11 protein-coding genes are annotated in these 16,376 nt (G+C 67.3%); 9 read left to right on the forward strand and 2 right to left on the reverse strand.

Features of this window, described 5'->3' with window-relative positions; translation table 11 throughout:
- Positions 1-52 precede the first annotated feature (52 nt).
- From GWK61_RS00405 to GWK61_RS00435, 7 genes are read left to right on the forward strand one after another with little or no spacing between them, the layout of a single operon-like run.
- The gene (locus tag GWK61_RS00405; protein WP_194903676.1) at positions 53-880 is read left to right on the forward strand and encodes an enoyl-CoA hydratase/isomerase family protein; all 828 of its coding nucleotides are present in this window, start codon (positions 53-55) and stop codon (positions 878-880) included.
- Between the two features lie 2 nt (positions 881-882).
- A complete protein-coding gene (locus GWK61_RS59180; RefSeq protein ID WP_194903677.1) occupies positions 883-1,854 on the forward strand; it encodes an acyl-CoA dehydrogenase family protein in 972 nt (323 codons plus the stop codon).
- Positions 1,851-2,990, forward strand: coding sequence for an acyl-CoA dehydrogenase family protein (locus GWK61_RS00415; protein WP_194903678.1), 1,140 nt, complete (start codon positions 1,851-1,853; stop codon positions 2,988-2,990). The genes GWK61_RS59180 and GWK61_RS00415 overlap by 4 nt, the downstream gene beginning before the upstream one ends.
- 19 nt (positions 2,991-3,009) lie before the next feature.
- Entirely contained in the window at positions 3,010-4,590 is a 1,581-nt protein-coding gene (locus GWK61_RS00420) for a FadD3 family acyl-CoA ligase (RefSeq protein ID WP_194903680.1), read from the forward strand.
- Positions 4,580-5,806: a CaiB/BaiF CoA transferase family protein gene (locus tag GWK61_RS00425; protein ID WP_194903683.1), complete on the forward strand. Its 1,227-nt coding sequence runs from the start codon at positions 4,580-4,582 to the stop codon at positions 5,804-5,806. Before GWK61_RS00420 ends, GWK61_RS00425 begins: the two co-directional genes overlap by 11 nt.
- A 33-nt stretch (positions 5,807-5,839) precedes the next feature.
- Complete coding sequence (locus tag GWK61_RS00430) at positions 5,840-6,988, forward strand: acyl-CoA dehydrogenase family protein (RefSeq protein WP_194903685.1); 1,149 nt, start codon at positions 5,840-5,842, stop codon at positions 6,986-6,988.
- A gap of 41 nt (positions 6,989-7,029) precedes the next feature.
- Positions 7,030-7,815, forward strand: a complete 786-nt coding sequence (locus tag GWK61_RS00435; RefSeq protein WP_194903687.1) for an SDR family NAD(P)-dependent oxidoreductase — start codon at positions 7,030-7,032, stop codon at positions 7,813-7,815.
- Between the two features lie 85 nt (positions 7,816-7,900).
- On the opposite strand, the gene GWK61_RS00440 is transcribed toward GWK61_RS00435, so the two are convergent.
- Positions 7,901-10,801, reverse strand: a complete 2,901-nt coding sequence (locus GWK61_RS00440; protein ID WP_228561513.1) for an AfsR/SARP family transcriptional regulator — start codon at positions 10,799-10,801, stop codon at positions 7,901-7,903.
- 178 nt (positions 10,802-10,979) lie between these two features.
- Between GWK61_RS00440 and GWK61_RS00445 the strand changes: the two genes are divergently transcribed.
- On the forward strand, positions 10,980-11,975 hold the full coding sequence (locus GWK61_RS00445; protein WP_194903691.1) for a ferredoxin--NADP reductase: 996 nt from the start codon (positions 10,980-10,982) through the stop codon (positions 11,973-11,975).
- 52 nt (positions 11,976-12,027) lie between these two features.
- On the opposite strand, the gene GWK61_RS00450 is transcribed toward GWK61_RS00445, so the two are convergent.
- Entirely contained in the window at positions 12,028-14,676 is a 2,649-nt protein-coding gene (locus tag GWK61_RS00450; protein ID WP_194903693.1) for an ATP-binding protein, read from the reverse strand.
- 100 nt (positions 14,677-14,776) lie between these two features.
- On the opposite strand from GWK61_RS00450, the gene GWK61_RS00455 reads away from it, so the two are divergent.
- Positions 14,777-16,363, forward strand: a complete 1,587-nt coding sequence (locus GWK61_RS00455) for a WD40 repeat domain-containing protein (protein ID WP_194903695.1) — start codon at positions 14,777-14,779, stop codon at positions 16,361-16,363.
- Positions 16,364-16,376 lie beyond the last annotated feature (13 nt).

Here is a 16,376-nt window from a genome sequence, read left to right on the forward strand (position 1 = left end):
CTCGATGGGCTATTTTGAGAAGCACATTCTCACTGAAGGAGAATACACATCCATGGCCGAAGTGGGATCTGTGCTGACGGTGGAAACCGACGGCGACGTCCGCGTCGTCACCCTGAACAGGCCCGAGCGGCTCAACAGCGTCTCGGCGGAACTCCACGAGCGGCTGTCCGAGGTGTGGGGTGAGATCAGGGAAGACTCGGACGCGCGCGCCGTGGTGCTCACAGGTGCGGGCCGCGCATTCAGCGCCGGCGGGGACCTGGAGCATCTGCAGCGCCATCACACTGATCCGGAGCTCCGCAAACGATCGGCCGAATTCGACCGGGCCATCCAGCTCGCGATGCTCCGTTTCCCCCTGCCCGTCATCGCCGCGGTGAACGGCCCGGCGGTCGGGCTGGGCTGTAGCCTCGCCCTCGGATGCGACCTGGTGCTGATCGCCGAGGACGCCTACCTCGCCGATCCTCACATCTCGGTGGGCCTGGTGGCCGGCGACGGCGGCGTGACGCTTTGGCCCTTGCTCACGAGCTTGCTCCGGGTGAAGGAGTACCTGTTCACCGGGGACCGGATCCCCGCCGCCACGGCGGTCGAACTGGGCCTGGCGAACCGGACCGTGCCGGCCGCGGACCTGCTGGACGAGGCTCTCAAGCTGGCCCGGCGCCTGGCAGCCCAACCCGCGGAGGCACTGCGCGCGACGAAGTTGGCGCTCGGGCAGCTGGCCCTACACGTGACCCGCGGCGCCATGGAGGCCGCGCTGCTCGCCGAGCAGCTGACGATGTCCAGCCCTGATCATGTCCGGATCATCGGCGAGATGATGTCGCGGGAGCAGCAACGGGCCGCGAATCAGGCTGCGGATCGGGCTGCGACGGCGGCCGAAGAGAGCTAGCCGTGGACGCCACTGAATTCGCCCTCGTCGGCGACATGGTCCGCGCGTTCGTGACGGAGTTCCACTCCGATGCGGCCGACACCGGATCAGCGCGCCCGGCAGCCGCCCGCGAGTCACTCGTCAAGCTGGGCCTGACCGGGCTGCGCGGATCCACGCCGCCGGCCGCGACCTCGCAGGAGTGCGCACTTCTCGCAGAGGAGCACGGCCGCCTGCCGATGACGACCTCGTTCGTCGGGCCGCTGCTTCTGGCTCCGGAGTTGCTCCGGCTGCTCGGCGCGGATGCCGGATCCAGTCCCAGGACGACCATCGCCCTCGCCCGCGATCTCCGGTTTCCCGGCTCCGCGTCGAGCGGACTTATCGCCTGGGACTGTGACGGCGCGGACAGCGCATTGAGGATCAGCAGCGACGGCACGGTGAGCGCCGTCCCACTCGGCTCGCCGATACCGACCGCAGACCTCACCCGCAGCGTTCGCACGGTCCCCTCGGACTCACCCGCCGAGGTCATCGGACGGCTCGATCCCTCGCAGCACAAGCAGTGGCAGTCCTTCGCGCTCGTGATGGTGAGCAGCGAACTCCTGGGCGCAACTCGCGCACTCCTGCAGCGGAGCGTCGACTACGCCCGCTACCGCCGGCAGTACGGTCGTGCGATCGGGTCGTACCAAGCCGTGCAACACCTACTCGCCGACGCGACCGTCCTCGTGGAAGCCTGCACCAGCGCCGTCAGGTATGCCGCCTGGTCCCTTGACCACCACCAAGCCGCGGAGGCACTGAAAGCTGCGCGGGTCGCGAAGGCCGAGGCCAACACCTCTCTTCCGGAGGCGATCCGGGCCGCCATGCAGGTGTTCGGCGGCGTCGCGCAGACCTGGGAACACTCCGCGCACCTGTATCTCCGCAAGATTCTTGTCGGCAGCGTGACGCTGGCGACGACCGCTGATCTGCTGGCGGCACTGGCTGGTCCGGACGACGCCGCATGACCGACATGCCCTTGGACTTCGGGGACCCGGCCGAACTCGGGCAGCTGCGGCGGGACTTCCGCGCATGGATGGCCCGGCATCCGGTTCCGGAACGGCTTCCGGACGAGCCGGTGCCCGCGTTCCTGCACCGGTGGCACCGCCTGCTCCATTCCGGAGGCTGGGTCGGCCTCGACGTCCCCGAGATCTATGGCGGACGCGGTCTCAGCACTCTGCATCAGGTCGCGATCAGCGAGGAACTGGCGGCATGCGGGGCGCCCGGTGTACCAAGGATCGGCTACCTCGCCCACGCGATCCTGGGTTTCGGATCCGAGGAGCAGCGGCTTCGCCTGCTACCGCGGATGCTCGCCGGCGACGATGTCTGGTGCCAGGGATTCAGCGAGCCGGACGCCGGTTCGGACCTGGCGGGAATGACGACGGTCGCGCAACGGCACGGTGACCACTTCATCGTGCGGGGGCAGAAGCTCTGGACCAGCTACGCGCAGTACTCCGATCTCTGTCTGCTGCTGGCACGGACCGACCGGGCCGCGCCTCGGCACAGCTCGATCTCGGCGTTCGTACTCCCGTTGTCCCGAGCCGGCGTGACCGTGCAGCCGCTGCGAGCGGCGAACGGCGACGACGAGTTCTGCGAGCTGTTCCTGGACGAGGTCTGCGTCGAGGAATCGGAACTGATCGGTGCCGAGGGAGAAGGATGGCCGCTCGCCATGGCGACGGTGTCCTACGAGCGCAACGCGCTGGACACCGGCCACATCTCCAAATACGGCCTCGTCGTCGAACGGCTGCGCCAGGTCGTCCGCGACCGGGGGGACGATCTTCCCGACGGGCTCCGATCCGAGATCGGCCGATGCGTCGTGGACTTCGAAGTCCTTGTGGCCCACGCACGGCGGCGGACCGCCGAACGCCTGGACGGACAGATCGCCGGCCCGGAATCCTCGATCGACAAACTGCTGATGACCGCGACCGAGCAGCGGTTGTACGAAACAGCGCTCAGGGTGTTCCCGGAGGCACTGGTCGGGGAGGCCGACGACCTCTTCGGGGACTACCTCTACTCCCGTGCGGCGTCCGTCTACGGCGGAACGTCGCAGATCCAGCGGAACATCATCGCCAAGCGCGTCCTGCACCTGCCGTCGCCCGACTGATCGCGAAGGGAGTCCATCCATGCGCTACGACCAGCGACACCTGAGCATCCCCCATGCCGTTCGGGACACGGCGATCCGTTACGGCGACGCGGCGGCCGTCATCGACGGCGAATACCGCTGCAGCTACCGCGAGCTGGCCGAGCAGATGGTCGAGTCGGTCCAGGCCGCCATCGCGCTGGGCATCAAGCCCGGAGACCGCGTCGGGCTGTGTGCTCCGAACTCCGCGGAATGGATCATCGCCGCGCTGGGAATCCTCGGAGCCGGAGGGGTGGTGGTCCCGCTCAATACCAGATTCAAGTCCGGGGAGCTCTCCTACATCCTGCGCAAGTCGGGGGCCAAGGCGCTGTTCGCGTCGACCTTCCTGGACAACGACTACATCAGCGCTCTGAAGGAGGCCGATCCGCGTCTGCCGGCCCTGGTACACACGGTGTCGATCCTGGGTCCGCAGGGTGCCGCGGGCTTGTCGTGGCAGGAGTTTCTCGAAGCAGGCAAGGCGGTCCCGCCGGCCCGAGCCCACACGTCGATCGAACGGCTCGGACCAGACGACATCTCCGATGTGATGTTCACGTCCGGCACCACCGGCCATCCCAAGGGCGTCATGCTGACCCATGGCCAGTCCCTGCGGGCCTACGGCTGGATGGCCGAGGAGTACACCTTCACCGACTCCGACGTCTTCCTCATCGTCCCGCCCTTCTTCCACTGCTTCGGTTACAAGGCGGGGTGGCTGGCGTCGCTGATCCACGGAGTGACGGTCGTCCCGATGCCGGTCTTCGATGCCGGGAAGGCCCTGGAGACCATCAGCAAGGAGCGTGTCAGCATCATGCTGGGGCCACCGACGATCTTCTCGGACCTGCTCAACCACCCCAGGCGCGCCTCGTTCGACGTGTCGTCGTTGCGGGTGTCGATGACCGGCGGCACCACTGTGCCGGAATCGCTGATCCGCGCGATGAAGTCGGAGTTGACCTTCGACATCGTCATGAGCGCCTACGGACTCACGGAGGCATCGGCGCTGGTGACGACGACCCGCCTCGCAGACTCCGAGGCGACCGTGGCCAGCACCTCGGGGCGTCCCATCCCGGACGTGGAGGTCAAAATCGTGGACGACTCCGGAGACGACGTCCCGACGAAGCGACCCGGCGAGGTTCTGGTCCGCGGCTACAACGTCACTCGCGGCTACTGGGACGACCCCGCAGCGACGGCGGCGACCGTCGACTCGGACGGCTGGCTGCACACCGGCGACGTGGGGCTGCTCGACGGCGAGGGAAACCTCACCATCGTCGATCGCAAAAAGGACATGTACATCGTCGGAGGCTTCAACGCCTATCCGGCGGAGATCGAGAAGATCCTCCTCGGGTTCGGCCCGATCGAACAGGCCGCGGTCGTCAGCGTCCCCGACGATCGGCTCGGCGAGGTCGGCTGCGCCTTCGTCGTGCTGCGCTCCGGCCAGAAGACCAGCGCACGGGAGGTCATCGGCTGGGCCCGTGCGCACATGGCGAACTTCAAAGTACCGAGGCAGGTCCACTTCGTGGATCTGCTGCCGCGAAACGCCGGCGGAAAGGTCCTCAAGGACGAACTGCGGGGCCGGATCAATGCCCGGTAGCCCGGAAACCGACGCCTCCGCCGGGTCCTCGACCGGCCCGCTGGCCGGAATCACCGTGGTGGCGCTGGAGCAAGCTGTGTCGGCGCCCGTGTGCACTCGCACCCTCGGCGACTTCGGCGCCCGGGTGATCAAAGTGGAGAACCCGGACGGCGGTGATTCCGCGCGGCACTACGACGACGTGGTCAACGGCTTGGCGGCGCATTTCGTCTGGCTGAACCGGGGCAAGGAGTCCGTGACCCTGGACCTGCGGGACCCGGCCGGGATGGAGGTGCTGCACCGGTTGCTCGCGCGGGCCGACGTGCTGGTGTCCAACCTCGCCCCGGGAGCCACGGCCAAGCTCGGCATCGCGCCGGACGACCTGGCCGCGCGCCATCCCGGGCTCATCGCCGTCGAGATCGACGGGTACGGGCCCGGTGGCCCACTCTCCCACAAACGCGCCTACGACCTGCTCGTCCAGGCCGAATCGGGAGCCTGCTCGATCACCGGTCAGCCCGGCGCGCCGGCCAAGGCCGGCCCGCCGATGGCGGACGTCTGCACCGGTCTGTACGCGGCGTTGTCGATCATGGCTTTGCTGCGCGACCGCGAACGCACCGGCCGCAGCAGCCACACAGCGGTCGCGGTAAGCCTGTTCGACACCATGACGGAACTCATGGGGTATGCGCTGAACTACACCCGGCATTCCGGAGTCGACCAGCAGCCGCTCGGCATGAGCTCGCCCGCGGTGGCTCCGTACGGTTCGTATGCCACCGCCGACGGACAGACAGTCGTACTCGGCACCACGAACGACCGCGAGTGGCAAAGACTCGCCCGCGGCCTGCTCAACCGTCCCGATCTGGCCGACGACGAGCGCTTCCGGACCAATCCGGGCCGCGTCGAGCATCGGGCCCTGCTGGACGCCGCGATCAGCGCATGGTGCGCCGCACACGATCTGGCCCACGTGCAGAGCAGTGCTGACGCGGCAGGGATCGGCAACTCCCGCTACAACACCCCGAGCGACGTCATCGCCCACCCCCACCTCGCCGCCCGCGACCGATGGCGCGACGTCGAGACTCCCAACGGGCCGATACCGGCTCTTCTGCCGCCGCCGGTCATCGCCGGCTACCGCCCGCCGATGGGCGCCGTTCCCGCGCTGGGCCAGCACACTGACACGGTCCTCGGCGAGCTCGGGATCGGCTCCGACGAGATCGCCTCGCTTCGGGGCGAAGCGCGCTCCTGACATCCGTACGATCCACCAGCCCGAGGAGCCGCCGTGCGCCGAGAAGTCTTCACCCCTGACCACGAGAGCTTCCGGGAGCTCGTTCGGGATTTCGTGGCCAAGGACGTCGTCCCGCACTACGCCGAATGGGAAAAGGACGGACGCTTCCCTCGGGAGGTCTTCCGGAAGCTGGGGTCCCTCGGTGTGCTGGGCATCGCCGTCCCCGAGGAATACGGCGGCGCGGGGCTCGACGACTACCGCTACAACGTCGTTCTGCAGGAGGAGGCGGCGCGCGCGCACGTCACCCTTGGAACGGTACGGACCCAGCTCGACGTCGTCCTCCCCTACTTCCTCGCGTACGTGAACGAGGGGCAACGGCAGCGGTGGTTCCCCGGCCTGGCATCGGGAGACCTGCTGACCGCCATCGCCATGACCGAGCCGGGCACCGGGTCCGACCTCGCGGGCATCCGAACGACCGCCGTGCGCGAGGGGGACGGCTACATCCTCAACGGCGCCAAGACCTTCATCACCGGCGGGTTGCTCGCCGACCTGGTGATCGTCGTGGCACGGACCTCGACCGATCCGGACGACCGGCGCGCCGGCCTGACCCTGCTGGTGGTCGAGGATGGCATGCCGGGATTCACCCGCGGCCGGGTCCTGGACAAGCTGGGCATCAAGGCGCAGGACACCGTCGAGTTGTCTTTCGAGGACGTCCGAGTTCCGGTCGCGAACCGACTCGGCGAGGAGGGCCGGGCGTTCGGATACCTCGGTCACAACCTCCCGCAGGAGCGGATGACGGTGGCGGTCGGATCGGTGGCCCAGGCGCGGGCGGCCCTCGATGCGACAGTCGCTTACGTGAAGGAGCGAAGGGTATTTGGGAGCACCGTCGCGTCCTACCAGAACACGAAGTTCGAGCTGGCTGCGGTGGCCGCCGAGATCGAAGCAGCACAGGCGATGCTCGACCGCGGCGTGCTCGAACTCGTCGAGCGCCGACTCTCCGGGGCGGACGCGGCGAAGATCAAGCTGTTCTGCAGCGAGATGCAGGCCCGCGCTGTGGATCGGTGCTTGCAGCTGTTCGGCGGGTACGGCTACATGCTTGAGTACCCGATCGCCCGGTTGTATGCGGACGCGCGCATCGCCCGAATCTACGCCGGGACCAGCGAGGTCATGAAGGTCATCATCGCCAAGTCCCTCGGGCTTTGAGGCAGCTGCGGCGCGACCACGTGAGGAAAGGACGGCCGAGTATGGATGACGACGCGTTGTGGGATTTCGCGGGCCGGGAGGGAGCCGCGTTCATCGCCGGCGGCACCGGCGGGATCGGCGCGGAGATCGTGAGGACCATGGCGCGGCGGGGCAGCGACGTGGTGTTCAGCTATCGCTCCAACAAGGCCGCGGCCCACGATTTGGCCGACAAGGTCGAAGAGATCGGGCGGCGTGCCCTCGCCCTTCAGCTCGACCTGGGCGACGAATCGGCCGCGGCGGAGGCCGTCGCGACGACGGCCGACGTCTTCGGCGGCATCCACACACTCGTCTACGCAGCCGGACCGCACGTGCCGATGGTGCACCTGAGCAAGGTCACGCCGAGTCAGTACCGTGCTCAGCTCGACGCGGACGCTGTCGCCTTCTTCAACCTCGTGCACCCGGCGCTCCCCGAGCTTCGCAAGACCCAGGGCAACATCGTCGCCGTCACCACCGTGGCCACGCGCCGCTTCCCCGTGCGCGACGGGCTGTCATCCGGGACGAAGGGCGCCGTCGAGGCGGTGGCGCGCGCCCTGGCCGCCGAGGAGGGCCGGTTCGGCGTCCGCGTGAACTGCGTCGCCCCGGGCATGTTGACCGACGGCATCGCCGGTCGGCTCATCAGCTCCGGCGAGCTCGACGACGCGGCTCTGGAGATCACCCGGCGGAACATCCCGCTGCGGCGCTTCGGAAGCGCGACGGACATCGCGGAAGCGGTCGCGTTCCTGGCTTCGGACCGTGCCGGCTTCATCAGCGGCCAGGCGCTCGGCGTCGATGGCGGGTACAGCGTCTGACCGGTGGGGTCTGGCAGGAGACGGAGAACAAGGTTCGGCGGGCGCGATGAACTGGGGCTGGGGGACCTCAAGCCGCCGTCATTCATCAGGGCATTGATGGTGCTTCATCCAAGGTCGCGTAGAGTCGGTCCGCGACTTCGGAAGCCATCGGGTCGCCTGACTCCTTCATGATGGCGAGCGCCTTACGCCAGGCGTCGACAGCCTCGGACGTCCGTCCGCGGGCCGCCAGCCGTCGGCCTGCCAGATCCAGGGATATCGCCTCCAGACGCAGGCTGCCTATACCGCGTGCACTCTCGGCTGCCGCTTGGAAGTCGTCGAGTGCTTCGTGGTCCAGGCCGAGGGCCTCGTGGATCTCGCCGGAGGTGATCAGCAGGTACACCTCGTTACCGCGAAGGCCATGTTCACGGACGAATCCGAGCGCCTTGGCCGTCGTCTCGGCGGCTTCTTGCAGACGGCCGACCTGACGCAGCACATCGGCACGGTTGTTCAGGTTGTCCACATGCCCGTACAGGTCGCCGAGTTCCTGGTACAGCTCCATGCTTTTCGCGTTGTATTCGAGTGCTTCGTCATATCGGCCGAGCTCAGCGCTCAGCACGCCGAGGTTGGTCAAGGCCTTCGCCTCGCCGTAGCGGTCGCCGAAAGTCTGCATGCCGGCAAGCGAGCGTTCGTAGCACACCATGGCGTCGGTGTACTTGTTCAGGACGTAGTAAGCGTTGCCGAGCCTGTTCCAAATCAGCGCCTCAGCCTGAACATGGCCGAGCTTCCGGGACGCAGCGATTGCCGCCTCATGGGTCGCGACCCAGTCCGCCGTGTGATTGCGGAGATAAAAGAACCCGAACATCATGTAAGGGAGCTGCCAGGCGACGTCGTGGCGTTCCATCCGCTCGGCCAATCCCACCGCCGCCACGAGGCCCCTCCGCTCCTGGTCATACCAGGACATCGCCCCGTCGTACGAGTCGAACACGGGGATCGGGTGATTCGGGGCCTCGGTGATCTCGGGAATCTCGATATCGCTCGTACGGTAGGGGCGGGCACAACGGACTGCCGCCGCCGCGGTGTGGACGTACCAGCCGAGCAGCCGCGACACGGCGGCGGCGCGCGACGATGCGGGCTCCTCGGACCAGGCCAGTTCGGTGGCGAACGTCCGGAGCAGGTCGTGGAAGCGGAAACGACCGGGCGACGGTTCATCCAACAGGTTCGCTACGACGAGGGAGTCCAGCAGGTCCTCGGTGCGATGGAGCGGCAGATCGAAGAGCACCGCAGCGGCGGACGCCGCGAAGGTGGGGCCGGGAAGGAGCCCGAGCAGTCGGAACGCCCGGGCCGGGCTGACCACAGCCGGCCCTTCGGTTGCGGCTAGAGTGGCCGTGGCGGTATCGACGTCCTGCAGACTCGCGTAGCTCAGCTCGAACGTCGCCCGCACCGCGACGTCCTCGACCCGCAACTCGTCCAGCCGGTGGCGTTCGTCGGCGAGGCGGTCCGCGAACGCGGCGACGGTCCAGGTCGGCCGCGAGGCCAGGCGCGAAGCGGCGATCCGGACGGCCAGCGGCAGGCCACCGCAGAAACCCAGGACCCGCTCGACCGCCTCGGGCTCAGCGCGGACCCGTGCCGGGCCGACTACCGAGGTGAGTAGCTCTCTCGCCTCGGATGACGTCAGGAAGCCCAGGTTCATTCCGACCGCACCGGCCAGGCCCGACAGCCGTCCACGGCTCGTCACCAGTACCGCACAAGCGCCGCTTCCCGGCAACAGCGGTCGCACCTGCGCGGCGTCGCGGGCGTCGTCCAGGACGATCAACAGTCTGCGACCTGCGCTCACCGAGCGGAACCTGGCCTGGCAGGCCGCCGCGTCCTGCGGGATGGACCCTGCAGGTTCGCCCAGATCGCTCAAGAAGTCAGCGAGAACCCCGGTCGGGTCGCGCGGTACGTCGCTGGTGCCGCGCAGGTCGACGTAGAGTTGGCCATCCGGGTATTCGTCCAGGACCCGGTGTCCGACGTGCAGGACGAGCGTCGTCTTGCCCACTCCCCCGATGCCGGTGACCGCCGAGACCACGACCGGCCGTGCCTGACCGTCCGCAGCGCCCTCCAGCAGGAGCTCACAGAGCTCTGCGACACTTGTCTGCCGCCCGGTGAAATCCCGGACGTCCCTGGGCAACTGCGCCGGCACGGAATGCGGCGCGACACCGAGTGGGCGCGGAACTCCGGCCTGCGCCGGTATCGGCGGATCACGATCGACGCCGACACTCTGGAGTTCGGGATCGGCGACCAGAATCCGCTCGTTCAGCGCGGACAGACGGGCCGAGGGCTCCACACCCAGTTCGTCGATCAGGCCTTTGCGGAGGTTCTGGTACGCGGCCAGCGCCTCCCCCTGACGCCCGACCTGGTGCAAGGTGAGCATCAACTTCGCGTGGAAGTCCTCCGCGAACGGGTTCTCCACAGTGAGAATCCGCAGATCGGGCAAAGCCTCGCTGTAGCGGCCCAACCGGAGGTCGGCGGTGATCCGGCCGTCATAGGCCGACCACCGCATCTCAACCAACCGCTGCACATCAGCCATCGGGACCACGCCGACCGGCAGCCCGGCGCCCGGCTCGCCGCGCCAAAGCGCGATAGCCTGCGAGAACTCCCGGCGGGCACTAGCCCAGTCCTCATCAGCCAGCGCCTGGTGCCCCCGCCGGCAAGCCAGCTCGAAGACGGACACGTCGAGCTCGGCGGCGGCGACGTCGATGACATAGCCCGGCGACAGGGTCCGCACCCGGGCGCCGGCACGCGGCCCGAGCTGCTTGCGAAGGCGCATCACATGGTTGTGCAGCGAAGCCAAGGCGGCCCGCGGAGCGGCATCACCCCAGATGCGATCGACGAGGATTTCGGTCCCGACCACCTGGTTCGCGCTGGTTAGAAGGAGCGCCAGGACTGCCCGGGGAATCGCACCCGGGACAGGGACAGGACGCGAGTCGACGTGTACTTCCAGTGGTCCCAGCAATCCGAATCTCATGGTCCCCCGCTTCGAACAACGACCCACAAGCGATCTCAGCTTCGCACGCGTCGTTGCGACGCGAGGCCCCTTCAAGACCTGGCCGCAAAGCCGTTACACAACCGACTCGTCGTTGCCGAAACCTCGGAGAATAGTATTCTCCTCTCAGTAGAACTTACCTTCCAGAAGGAGTCGTTGCATGCCGAGACCCCCTCTGTTCCAGCGGGCGACCGTGACACGGATCGTTCAGGAGACCGCCGACGCGCGCACCTACGTGCTAGCTCCCCACGAAGGACCGTTCGAGTACCGCGCAGGGCAGTTCTGCACCTTCCGGGTCCGATTGAACGGCACAGAGCTGCTGCGCTCTTACTCGATGTCGAGCGCCCCGGAGACCGACAGCGAGCTGATGACGACGGTCAAGCGGATACCCGGCGGCCAGGTCTCCAACTGGCTGCACGAAAGCCTCACCGAGGGCGACGAAGTCGAACTGACGCGCCCGGCGGGGGTCTTCTGCCTGCGCGAGACCGATGCACCGCTGCTGGGCTTCGCTGGCGGCAGCGGGATCACCCCGATCCTGTCACTCGCGAAGAGTGCGCTGGCGACCACCGGGAGGCGTGTGCGTCTGTTGTGCGCGGACCGCGACAGGGACTCGATGATCTTCGACAAGGTGCTGACGGACCTGGCCAAGCGGTTTCCGGCGCGGTTCTCTGTGCTGCGTCATCTCGACGTCGAACACGGCTGGGTCAACACGGCAGCCGTCCGGGAGTTCGTCGGCGCGGACGGCGACGGCGACTGCTACGTCTGCGGACCGACCCCGTTCATGGACATCGTCGAAGCCGCGCTCCCCGGGCCCGGCCGGATCATGATCGAGCGGTTCGGCGGCGACGCCGAAGCGCCTGCCGTGGAGCCCGGCGGCGAACTCGACGGGACGGTCACCATCGTTCTGGGCCGAAAGCGGGCATCGGTGCCCCGGCACGCCGGCGAGACGCTGCTCGAAAGCGCTCGGCGTGCGGGCCTGCTCCCTCCGTTCTCCTGCGAGGCAGGCAACTGCGCCACCTGCATCGCCCAACTCACCGAGGGCCACGCGACCATGCGCGTGAACGACGCGCTGACCGAGGAAGAAGTGGCCGAGGGGTATGTCCTCACCTGCCAGGGTGTGCCGGACACTCCGTCGGCGACCGTGGTCTACGAGTAGGGGCGGTTCCGAACGCGGCTTCAAGAACGAGCGAGTCCACGCGCCCTAGCTGTCAGATGGGCTCCAGCGGCGAACCTGCTCCGCTGTCGAGCCTGACGGTTTGGTTTTGATCAGGGTTGAGCACCCGCAGAATCTCGTGCGCGTCCTTGGCAAGTTGTGGCGCGTGGTCGAGAGCGAACTGCTGGGAGGCGTTCAGCTGGTACACCCCGAGCGATCCGTCGATCTTGACGATAAGGATCGCGCCGATCCGGAGAACGACCTCGTTGTTGGGCTCGATGGCGGTCAACACCGGACCGAGGTTCGCCAGCATCTTGCTGGTGACTTCCGCGTCCCAGGCCTGCACCGTCTTCGCCTCGACAGCGTGCGCGGCGGTGGCTATGAGTTCCTTCCCCGCGGGCGTGGACGCGGCTTTGGCTGCGCGCGCCTTTTGCCGACGAAACCAGGACTCGATGACCGGCGGCTCGGGGTCGAAGGCGACAAGACCGGCCGTCGCCAGCAGGTTCTCGATCTCGGTTTCGACTCCGGAGGCGGTGGCAGCATCCGAAAGGTAGACGCTGATGGAGATCGTGTCCGTCTTCTCTGGAAGTCGAGTGAGCTGTTCGCGAACACGTTCGGCTTCTGAGATTCGCTGCTGGCTCTCGAACAGCTCCAGCGCTGTCTGCCACGAGGCGCGCGCAGTCTCGTCCTCGCTGAGGGCTGCCCAAACGTCACCGAGGTGACCGAGTGTGGTGGCCTGTTGGTAGGCGTCTTGGAGGTCACGAAAGATCTCCAACGCGGCTTCGTAGCGGCTGCGGGCAGTATCGAAGTGGCCAGACAGCCGAGCAACGTATCCGAGACTGTCCAAGGTGACGGCGGCACCCTCACGGTGCCCAAGCTCCTCGAAAACTGCCAGCGCCTGCTCACCGGCGTGGGACGCACTAACGAGGTCGCCGCCACTTGCGTAGAGCCAGCTCAAGGCATTCAACATTGTCGCTTCTCGTGTACGGTTCCCGAGCTGCTGGTACAGCTCCAGACCCCGTACGGCATGCGCTTGGGCCAGCTGAATATCGCCAATGTGCTCAAATGCGAGAGTCAGGGCGTAGTGCGTATGCGCCTGGCCAGCTACATCGCCGATGTTCTCCGCGAGCGCTAGGGCATCCTGAAGTTGGGCGAATGCTTCCTGATACCGACCAGCACGGGCGTAGGCATTGCCCAGCAGGCGATGCGCTCGTTCCTGGATCTCTGCGTTTCCATCGTGCTCGGCTGCGACGACGCCGACCTGCCATACCGCAACCTGGTCACTCAGCAGGCCTTGCCTCATGTGAAAATCGTCGAGCACCCAGGCGAGCTGCCACACGACGTCGTGCCAGCCCTGCGCCACGGCAAAGCGTTGGGCTGCGATCAAACCAGCGTGCTCGGCGTGGAACCACGCAAGAGCCTCGACGTCGTCGGAGAAGTCCTGCGGCATGCAGCCGGGCACCGCAGGGTGAAGGGTGATCGTGGCGCGGTCCGGGTCCAGCTGCCGATCTGCGGCATAGGCGCTGTGCAGATAGAAGTCGATCAAGCGCCGCATGGCACTGACCCGCGATTGCGCATCAAGGCGGTCGCGGCCGGCTCTGGCGGCATGGAGACGGATCAGGTCATGCATTCGATAGCGGGATTCGTCGAGCCGCTGAATGAGAGACAGCCTCTCCAAGGCTGTCGCGAGAGCCGCAGTCAGGTCCTCCGGCCGGCCAAGGAGATTGGACGCCGCGCGCAAGCCGATGTCCGGTCCAGGTGCCGACGCAAGCAGTCCGAGCGAGGTCGCTTCATCAGCGGTGAGTAGAGTGAACGACCACGAAACGATCGTTTCGATCGTTCGCTCACCGTCGGCCTCACGGGTCCGATGAATCTGCCTCGCTACTTCCTCCAGCGTCGCGGCCAGATCGCCTAGAGGCACTTGCCTGCTGACTACAGCGCGATCGGCGACGATGGCCAGCGCAAGCGGCAGACCAGCACAGACAACGAGTATCCGCTCCAGGGCACCGGGCACGGCCGGTAGGAGCGGGACGCCGAGCCGCTGCTGCAGCAACATGCGGGCTTCATCATTCGGCAGCCTGTCAAGCTCCAAAGACTCAACGCCAAGCTCGGCGAGTTCGGGTAGCCGATTGCGGCTGGTAACGACGACCATGCATGTCGGGTTCTTCGGAAGGAGCCTGGCGATCTGGTCCGAACTGGCCGCGTTGTCGAGCATGACTACCATCCGACGCCCGGTCATCAGACTGCGATATAGATCTAGTTGCTCATCGACGCTTTCTGGAATCGATGACACCGGGACCTTGAGTGCGTCGAGAAACGCCCGAACCGCTGCTGATGTGGTCAGTGGCTCGCTGTCGGGTGCGAAGCCTTGCAGGTCGACGAACAGCTGGCCATCGGGGAACGAGTCAGCATGGTCTTCAGCCCATCGAAGAGCAAGCGTGGTCTTCCCGACTCCTCCCCTGCCGCCCACCGCAGTGATGACGACGAGCGGACTGTCCCGCTCTGGTGCCCGCAGGATGCGGTCAAGCCGCAGCAGCTCGCGCGCACGGTTGACGAACAGCGCGGGCGCGGGAGGAAGCTGCGTCGGTTTGACCAGCCCCGGCAGTTGGTAGACGCGAACGCGCGAACTGTCACTTGACGGCAGGAAACCGGTCACCACCAGTCCGGCACCAGGGTCTCCATCGGTCGCGGAGTCACTTGTCACCCATCCAGTCTGAGCCAAGTCGCTTGATCAGGATGCGATGTTTGTGAACGTTGTCCGAGGCGGTGCTCCGTGTCAGTCATCGACGATAATCTCACCGGCCATGGAAGCGTTCCTGAAGGACGGACACCCGCTGCTCGGCAGCGTGCCGGGGCCGCTGGCGCTCGCCAGCCGCGACGGTGTGATCTGGGCGGCCGGAGGCGGTCGCGGCGATAGTGGGCTCTTGCGGTTCGACGCCGGGGGCTGGCGTGCGCGGTCGCTCGACGCACATGGCCTGCGCGCGGTGCTGCCGCTCGACGACCGGACGGCTGTGGTCGCCGGGGAGCACGGGTACGTCTCGATCGTCAGCGTCGACGCCGAGGACGAGGACGAGGACAAGGGCGTCCGGGAGGTCGAGACACAGTTCGACGGGTGCCTCTACACGCTGACCAGCGTCGGCGGGCTCATCGGGATCACCGGGGACGAGGGCTTCGTCGCGACGCTCGACCCTCGGACGGAGAAGCTGAACGTCCACCCGCGGTTCACCAACGAGCGTATCGTGAGTGCGGTCACCGCGCCCGGCGGCACGATGGTGTTCGTCGCCGGCAGCCAGCTGATACACCGGTCCGGCGACGGCACCGCAGATGTGTGGTTCTCAGGACGTGCGCCGCTCACCGACGCCGCCTATGCTCCCGACGGCCGCCTCGCGGTGGCCGGCGACGCAGGCCAGCTATACCTCGCCGCTCCCGGACAGCAGCCTGTGCGTTGCGACGACGTTCCCGATCTCGACCTGGAGTGTCTGTACTACGACCCGCGGCGGGACTGCTTCGTAGCCGTCGGCGAGAACGGCTTCGTCGGCGTACTCGGAGACGATGGCAGGTTGCAGGCGTCGCCCGCCACGGTGCCACCGTACCGCCTCACCAGCATTCTGCCGTGGCGCGACGGCCATCTGTACGCCGGCTGGACTCAGCAGGGGCCGCCTTACCGGATGCGCGGCGCGCTGTACTTCGACGGTTCCGGCGAAGCAGCCCCGAGCAAGGTGTATCAGGCTCCCCGACAAGACTTCGGCCCGCCGCGGGTGCGCACAGTCGGTCACAGCGGCCGGCCCGCTCTCGCGGTCGACGCCTTCGAGGTGATCCCCCTCGCCACCGCCGAGCAGCGGATGCCCGACGTCAGCTGGCCGGACTGCCCGTCGAAGGAGGTCCGGTTCTACGACGGCGATGTCCACGTCGCCACCGCCGAAGAGCTACTGGACGACACCGGGGACTGGGGCTACGCGGTCGCGATCCGCGGAGACCTGATCGTCGACGGCACGCTCGACGCGACCGCCGGCGGCGACGGATACGGCAGCCTGCTGGTCGTGCAGGGGGACGTGTGGGCCAACGCGGCGATGTTCCGCTATGGCATCGCGGCGTCAATCGGCGGCACCCTGGAGGTCGCGACCGCGGTGATGTGCGACCACGGCGACGACGGCGGCACGCTGTGGGCAAAAGCGATCCGCGCCCAAGTACTGTCCTACTCGCTGTATTTCCCAATACCGGACGCCGAGATCGACGCATTCTGCATCGGCGACGTCTACGGCGACCTCACCTTCCCGCCGAGCCGCGGCAACGAGGTCTTCGACGCCGGCGTACTCGAGGATGGCTATCTCGAGGAACGCATTGCGGCGCAGTGGCTGAGCGGGGGTAGATCGATCTTGCGCGACGCGTGATCCGATCGAGCCG

This window comes from Catenulispora rubra, assembly GCF_015356825.1.
GTDB lineage: Bacteria > Actinomycetota > Actinomycetes > Streptomycetales > Catenulisporaceae > Catenulispora > Catenulispora rubra.